Genomic DNA, 7,632 nt, shown 5'->3' with positions numbered 1-7,632 from the left:
CAGTCAATTCAAGGGTTTCAATTTTCAAGACCGTTACCGCCTTCTATTGAACATGTACTTCAATTTACCGAAAATACCTTTTCTAAAGGTTACCTGCCTTTTATAGAATTTACCAAACAGGTAGAAGTTCACAGCGACTCAGCTGTAAATTTAGGGGTAAGCGGGGTGTTAGTTAAATTAGAGCTTTTGCCTCGGATTGACCCAATCCACCCTTTGCATTTATTTCATATAAAGCGAGAGGGTGACGTATTCAGTTTGGTAGAAAACACCGTGTATTTGTATTTACATGCGTGTCGCGAAAATGATGTAAACAATGCGATAAAGCACTTGTTTAAATTAGAAACAAACGATTTTTTTGCGCAGCAAAATATTATTTCCGATCATTTTTATATTCAGCAAGAATGTAAACAGCTTAGGCGTTATTATGCGGGCCAAGATATAACCGATTACTCTGCCCAATTAAAAGAGAATGAAAGCTATAAATTTTCGCAAAAAATAGATGCAAGTGTTGCAGCTGATTTAGAAACACCAGAGTTTACTAAAAACGAGCGCGCAGATGCTGTGCCGTTTAAAATGGCCATAAAGAGTAACGTATGAGTATCAATCAATTATTGATTACAGCAATTTTAGCGATGCTAGTTGGCGTATTTTTATGTATGTCGGGGTCGTTGATACTGAAAAAAATAAAAAAATACTATGCTCAGCTTACGTTTAAACATGAAGTACTCGAACCTTACAAACCAAATAGAATAAAGAAGGGTAAATAGTGAAATTATCAGGCTTAGGGGTGTGGAACCTCTATTTTTTAGTTAAGTTTGCACTTTTTTATTATGGTGCAATCGACTTTGGCTTATTAGCAAATGCTGCGCTGGCTGCTTTTTTTGCTATTTCTTACACGCACCCTTTACTAAATAAAGCCAAACATTGGTTAGGCGCAGTAATGGCCATTGTTTTACTTTATAAAGATTCGTGGTTGCCCCCTATAGACCGTTTAACACGCCAAGCTGGTAACGTGCAAGACTTTAGCTTTGGCTACTTTTTAGAGCTCATGGCGCGTGTCATTAATGTTGATATGTTATTGGCACTGTTTGTTATTACTGTGTGCTTTTGGTATTGCTCACAGTGGATACGCTTTACCACCGTAACAATAGTTGGGCTTATGTTTGTAGCCTGGCAGGGGACAAACAACGAGGATAATTTAATTACACAGCCAGTGGCGGCTAATAATGTTCAAACAGCAGCGCCTCGTGCACAAGCACAGGTGGTAACACAAGAAGCAAAATCGCCTGATCAGCAATTAAAAGAGTTTTATCAGCAACAAAGTTTGCTAGCAAGCCAGTTCCCTCAGCAATATAATGGCGAGTTATTTGATGTCATAGTACTAAATATTTGCTCGATGGCCGTGGCTGATCTAGAGGCTATTGGCGTAAGCCTTGATGATTTATATAGCGATTTTGATGTGGTGTTTTCTGATTTTAATTCGGCTACTTCTTACTCTGGGCCTGCTGCAATTCGCCTGCTACGAGCAAGTTGTGGTCAAACAAGCCAAACTGCCTTATTTGAAAATGCACCAGAGCAGTGTCATTTGTTTAAAAATTTAGAAAACTTAGGTTACAAAAGCAATGTGGTTATGAACCACGACGGCCACTTTGATGAGTTTAAAGGTTTGGTGAAAAAGTTTGGTAAAATAGATGAGCAGCCTTACGATATAACTAGCTTACCTGTAGCTCAATATGGGTTTGACAACAAACCTATTTACTCAGACGGGGCAGTACTAAACTCATGGTTAAATGATAAAGGTGAAGACTGCGCGCCATGTGCTATGTATTACAACACCACCAGTTTGCATGATGGCAATCAACTAGCGAATCAAGCCCGCATGAGTAGCCTTGAAAGTTACCCAATTAGACATAAAAACTTATTTAACGATATTAACGGGTTTATTAAAAACCTAGAAAAACGTGGTCGTAATGTCATGCTGATGATAGTACCTGAACACGGCGCAGCATTAAAAGGCGATAAAGTGCAGTTTGCTGGGCTTCGTGAGATACCAAGCCCAAGTATTGTATCTGTTCCGGTGGCGATTAAGTTTATTGGTAAAAATGTACAAAGCTATTCACAAACGCTTGTAAGCGAATCAACAAGTTACTTTGGTTTATCGGAGCTAATTAGTGGCGTGCTTAGCACAAACTTTTTTGCAGGTAATGGCAATATTGCCGACTTAGTTGATACGCTGCCTCGTGCACCTAAAGTAGCCGAAAACGCTGACACAATAATGATGTATGTTAATAAGCGCCCTTATATTCAATTAGATGGCGGAGACTGGACCCCATACCCGCAAAATTAATAGCATATTTGCACGACCCCTTTTAAAACGCAGCTTACACGCTGCGTTTTTTAGTTTTAAGCTGCACGTTATTACAGTTTGATGTTTATAGGCGTGAGTTTACAGTGATAAAGACGATGGCTTGTCCAAATTTGTTTACAATTTACTGTATTGAATAACGGAGTTAGCGTATTATTCGGCTAATATAGTTTTTCCTTATTCGAGGATGTATGCGTCTAGATATTCATTGTGCCGACCGTGTAGGTATTGCCCAAGAGATCCTAAATATTTTAGTAAACTACGATGTTGACTTAAAAGGGATTGAGGTTGATTCGGTAAATTGCCGTATGTATGTAAGCTTTCCTGAAATTGAATTTGAGCAATTTCAAAAAATTATGCCTTCTATTCGTTTGATTGATGGCGTACATGATGTTCGCACAACCGCCTTTTTACCCTCTGAGCGAGAGCATAACGAATTAAATACACTGCTGCGTGCACTTCCCGATGGCGTTATCTCGATTGACGCAAAAGGGTGGGTACGTTTGTGTAACGACGCTGCCTGTAAAGACCTACAGTTGAGCGAAAAAGAAGTGGTAGGGGCCAATATTAATAACCTACTAAAAGGGTTTAACTTTACGCGTTGGTTAGAAGGCAAAGAAGTACTTGGACAAACAACCCGGGTAGATGTTGCCGGTGAAGACTTTATTGCCGATATTTTACCGATTGCCGTCCCGCAAGGTGGTGAAGGTGACGTGTTAGCTGGTGCGGTTATAAATATAAAATCGCAAAGCCGCCTTGGTCAGCAGGTCAGTGCCTTTAGACGTTACGGGCAAGAAAGCTTTGCAACTATTCACAACTTTAGTACTGCTATGCGCCGTGTAGTGCGCGAAGCACGAAAAATGTCGCAGCTAGAAGCCCCCATTTTAATAACCGGAGAAACTGGCACAGGTAAAGAGCTCCTTGCTCGTGCGTGCCACTATGCCTCTAATCGTTCGGTTAAGCCGTTTATTGCACTTTCGTGCGCATCTTTGCCCGATGATGTGGCTGAATCTGAATTATTTGGTTACGCCGGATATGAAGAAAACACCGCACCTAAACGCGGGGTCCTAGAGCAAGCAGATGGCGGTACTGTGTTTTTAGATGAAGTTGGCGAAATGTCTACACAGCTACAAACAAAGCTGCTGCGCTTTTTGCAAGACGGCACATTTAGAAAAGTGGGCGACGAAAACGAAGTAAAAGTAAACGTGCGTATAATTGCAGCCACACAAAAAGATTTACCCGCGATGGTGCAAGAGGGCGTATTTAGAGAAGACTTATACTATCGAATTAATGTACTCACATTAGAGATTGCACCACTGAGAGACCGTAAAGCTGATGTGGGCCCATTAGCCGAGCACTTTATTCAAAAGTACGCACAGCAAAACGGCCACGCAATTCCGCTTTTATCACAAGAGTGCTTACGCTTTTTACAAGAGTACCCGTGGCCAGGTAATGTGCGCCAGCTAGAAAATGCAATTTATCGGGCGGTGTCGTTACTTGATGATAGCGAGCTACGTGTAGAGCATTTGCAATTGCCCACCTTTACCCACGATTTAGGCTACTTAGAGTCAGATTTTGAAGGGTCGTTAGATCAAGCTGTAAAACGTTTTGAAGCAACCTTGCTACGCAAATTGTATCCGGCTTACCCAAGCTCAAGACAATTAGCTAAGCGTTTAGGGCTTAGCCACACTGCAGTGGCAAATAAACTACGAGATTACGGTATTAATCGCAAAACTGTTAAAGTTTAATAGCCGCTTTACTGGGCACTAGCTCTTAGTGCCCATGTTTTTAGTAACCCCATCAATGGCGATAGTTTCTATGCCATTTTCATCAAAATTAATCACTATGCTTGCGTTATTACGAGTAAAAAAGTAACTGCGGCCATTCAGCTCAATCACGTAATTGCCTTTTACGGGGTCTTTAAATTGCTGCTTTTTCAAACTGACAGTATGTTTACCTATTTGCCAATCAAACGCTTCAATAAAGCCATTATTAAACTCTTGTACCCACACTTGGCTATCGTCTTTAGCTAAAGTGATTGCTACCGAGTATGAGTTAGGTAATTGCGACATATCGTAGCTTTTGCTACCTATCGAAAATTTACCAAGCTGCTGCTGCCATGCAAAGCCAAAATTAAAGGTTTTTTCTATACCTGTTGGGTAAGTTACCGTACCTGGGCCTTTAATTGTAAAATCGGCCAGTGCGCTGGTGCTAATGCATAATAAACTGGTTGTGAAAAGTGTCGCTAATTTATATTTCATACTATGACTTTTTTATATTTATAATTTGAGATTAAAACAGAACATTCGCCTTAACAAGTGGCTATGTTACACTGAGTTAACTTTATACTGGTAAGACCTTCTCGTGAACTTATATATTAGACTTCTTTTATTATTTTTTAAAATTAAGCGCAACCGCGACTACCAACAGTTACTTGATACTGTCGATATTGATTACAAAGCGCTGCCAACAGACTGCGATATAAACCTGCATCTAACAAACTCGCGTTATTTGGCTATGATGGACTTGTCACGCACTTGGATGATTGAGCGAATTGGTCTATTAAAACAAGTAATGAAGCGCCGTTGGTTTCCTATTGTTAATGCTACAGCCATTACTTATATTCGCGATATTAAACCTATGCAGCGTTATACCATTAGTACCAAGCTGGTGGGGTGGGATCATAAATATTTTTACATTGAACAAAAGTTTCATTCTGCGCGTGGCCTGCACGCTATAGCGTATGTGCGCGGTGTGTTTAAAAACAAAAAAGGCATTGTGAGTATTGAAGAAATGCTTGAAGTAGCCGAGTTTGATGGTGTAGCGCCTATTTTACCAAGCGAAATTATGCACTGGAAAGAAATGCTTGAGCAAAAAAAGGTGAATAACCTTCCTAAATAATTTCATAAAATAAGGCCTTACGGCCTTAAACACATAGAACATAGGCGCTGCAAACTTAATTAAAAGCTGTACCTTACACCAAACATGGCAACGACTGGGTCAAGCTCAACGGTTGATGTAAGGGCTTTTGCACCGTTTGCATACACTGTGGCATCGGTATCTATATCAATCATTGATACCATGGCATGTAGCCCCCAATGTTGATCGATTTTATAGTTAGCGCCTACTTGTGCAATAAAGCCAAACGAATCATCGAGTTTTACTTCAACATCATCAGTGCCTAGGGTTGCTTTTAGCGCTTGAGAAGGCTGCTCGTCAAAAAAGGTGGTGTAATTTAACCCTACACCAATAAACGGGCGTAGCGCGTAACTTGTATCTAAAAAGTGGTATTGCGCAACCAATGATGGCGGAAGCTGTTTGATGTCGGCAATTTTATTGCCAGCTAACCCACCCGCGCCATTTACATCGTGCGAAAACGGCGTAGCGGCAATAAGCTCTACCACCCACTTATCGTTAAATGCATAATCGATTGTAATACCTAGCTGCGTGTCAGAGTCGCCTTTTAGACCCAGGGTTGGCGCTTCGTTAATTGCCGAGCTGCTGTTATCTGGATTTACATTAATAGCGCCAACATTAACGCTAAGGTTAGCGTGTGCCGCAGGGGTAATAGCAAGTAAAGAGGTAAGTAATGCAATGCTGATTTGGGTTTTCATGTTGTGCTCCAATAACTACTTTTTGATTGACGCTATTATTACAATCTCCGAGCGTTGAAAACCTGTTCTAGATCAAAGTTTCAAAAATGTTTGAAGTATGTGAACCCTTTTCTTGATTTAGATTAAAGTCAGTGCAAAAAGTATTTTAATTAATTGACGCAGTTATATATTTAACGGTCATCGCACTGTATTAACTTTGCCATTATTTGGTCATATTCTCGCGCTTTAATAATCTCTCTTATGGTTATTGAGTGTGTTGTTATGTCTGTTGCAAAAGTATCGCAAAACAGTGTAAGTAAGCCTTTAAGCGCGGTGGTAAAAAATACGCAAACGCTTATTAGGTTTGAGTCTGTAACGCCTAATCAAGGCGGTGCCATAGATTGGCTTAGCAATGAGCTAACTGCGCTTGGTTTTAACTGTGAGCAGTTTATTTGTGAAGGCGTTACCAATTTAATTGCCTACGTTAGTTTTGAACAAGAAGGACCATGTGTTGCGTTTTCTGGGCATATTGATGTTGTGCCCGCCGAGTCGGGCAACTGGCTAAGCCCGCCTTTTGCCGGCAATATTATTAATAATGCCGTGTATGGTCGCGGCGCTGCCGATATGAAAGGCGGTGTGGCGGCTATGCTTGGTGCTACTAAGGCACTATTAAAAGAGACTAAAAGTAAAAAAGGGCGTTTTTACTGGCTTATTACCTCCGATGAGGAAGGAGAGGCCGAATTTGGCTCAGAGGTAATAGCCGCGCATTTAGCAAAAAATAATATACAACTTGATGGCTGTATTGTTGGTGAGCCGACAAGCTCTACACACGTAGGCGATACAATTAAAAATGGTCGCCGAGGCGCTATTTCTTCTCGTATAAAAGTACACGGCAAGGCCGGACATGTTGCCTACCCACAGAACACTATAAATGCTGCGCATATTGCGGGTAATATTGTAAATTGTTTAAGTAATTTAACATGGCCTGACGATGAGCCAAGCTCTAAAACCACCTTGCAAGTGACCGGCATTAATATAAATAATGTTGTTGATAATTTAGTGCCTAGCGAGTGCGAAATTACCTTTAATGTGCGATATAGCCATGGTTATACAAGCAATGCAATAAAGCACTGTATATCAGCGGCGCTGAGTGAATACGCCCAGCACCTGGAGGTTGAATGGGAGCGAGCGTGTGAGCCCTATTATACGCCACCAACAAACGGGTGGAGTTTATTGCAGCACTTGGAGCACACCATTTATGCGCAAACAGGGAGTTACCCCATGTTAAGTACCAGTGGCGGTACTTCTGATGGCCGATTTTTTGCAAACCAGCATACCCAAGTTATTGAGTGCGGCGTTAAAAATAGTACCATTCATCAGGTAAACGAGCATGTTCCGGTTGATGATTTACTTAAAATTGAGGCCATTTACACAGATTTATTAGCGCGAATTTTTAGCCATAAATAGTAATCGCCCGATAAAAATAAACAGCGAGAATCACCTCGCTGTTTGTTTGAGTAGGGCGTGTTGATCTTTAATGATTGAGTTTGCAGCAGTATGTTTGGTTTTTAGGCAAGGCAGAGCCTATGAAGTGTGGTTATTCCCCATAAATAGGCGATAACGCAGCATAAATGCCAAACATGCGCTGCCCTTCGGGTTCTGCCTAGGGGCGAT

7 protein-coding genes are annotated in these 7,632 nt (G+C 41.1%); 5 read left to right on the top strand and 2 right to left on the bottom strand.

Annotated features, from left to right (window positions below; genetic code table 11):
- The 3 genes from B2R65_RS11720 to tyrR form a co-directional block, all read left to right on the top strand.
- Window positions 1–597, top strand: a 597-nt coding sequence (locus B2R65_RS11720) for a BcsE family c-di-GMP-binding protein (protein WP_286742856.1), incomplete at its 5' end; no start/stop codon positions are given.
- 169 nt (window positions 598–766) lie between these two features.
- Window positions 767–2,347, top strand: coding sequence for a cellulose biosynthesis protein BcsG (gene bcsG / locus B2R65_RS11715; RefSeq protein WP_286742853.1), 1,581 nt, complete (start codon window positions 767–769; stop codon window positions 2,345–2,347).
- A 209-nt stretch (window positions 2,348–2,556) separates the two neighbouring features.
- Window positions 2,557–4,113: a transcriptional regulator TyrR gene (gene tyrR, locus B2R65_RS11710; RefSeq protein WP_004588344.1), complete on the top strand. Its 1,557-nt coding sequence runs from the start codon at window positions 2,557–2,559 to the stop codon at window positions 4,111–4,113.
- 18 nt (window positions 4,114–4,131) lie between these two features.
- Here tyrR and B2R65_RS11705 read toward each other — a convergent pair whose 3' ends face one another.
- Entirely contained in the window at window positions 4,132–4,626 is a 495-nt protein-coding gene (locus tag B2R65_RS11705) for a hypothetical protein (protein ID WP_024032286.1), read from the bottom strand.
- 103 nt (window positions 4,627–4,729) lie between these two features.
- Here B2R65_RS11705 and B2R65_RS11700 point away from each other — a divergent pair, with 103 nt between their 5' ends.
- A complete protein-coding gene (locus tag B2R65_RS11700) occupies window positions 4,730–5,266 on the top strand; it encodes a thioesterase family protein (RefSeq protein ID WP_004588346.1) in 537 nt (178 codons plus the stop codon).
- A 59-nt stretch (window positions 5,267–5,325) separates the two neighbouring features.
- Here the strand turns inward: B2R65_RS11700 and B2R65_RS11695 are convergent, their stop codons facing one another.
- Entirely contained in the window at window positions 5,326–5,979 is a 654-nt protein-coding gene (locus B2R65_RS11695) for an OmpW/AlkL family protein (RefSeq protein WP_004588347.1), read from the bottom strand.
- A gap of 261 nt (window positions 5,980–6,240) precedes the next feature.
- Between B2R65_RS11695 and dapE the strand changes: the two genes are divergently transcribed.
- Entirely contained in the window at window positions 6,241–7,425 is a 1,185-nt protein-coding gene (dapE, locus tag B2R65_RS11690) for a succinyl-diaminopimelate desuccinylase (RefSeq protein ID WP_286742844.1), read from the top strand.
- Window positions 7,426–7,632: the final 207 nt, after the last annotated feature.

The sequence above is a fragment of the Pseudoalteromonas sp. UBA2102 genome, assembly GCF_002331165.1.
Taxonomy (GTDB): domain Bacteria; phylum Pseudomonadota; class Gammaproteobacteria; order Enterobacterales; family Alteromonadaceae; genus Pseudoalteromonas; species Pseudoalteromonas atlantica.
The sequence above is the reverse complement of the archived record's forward strand: the minus strand, read 5'-3'. Positions and strand labels throughout refer to the sequence as shown.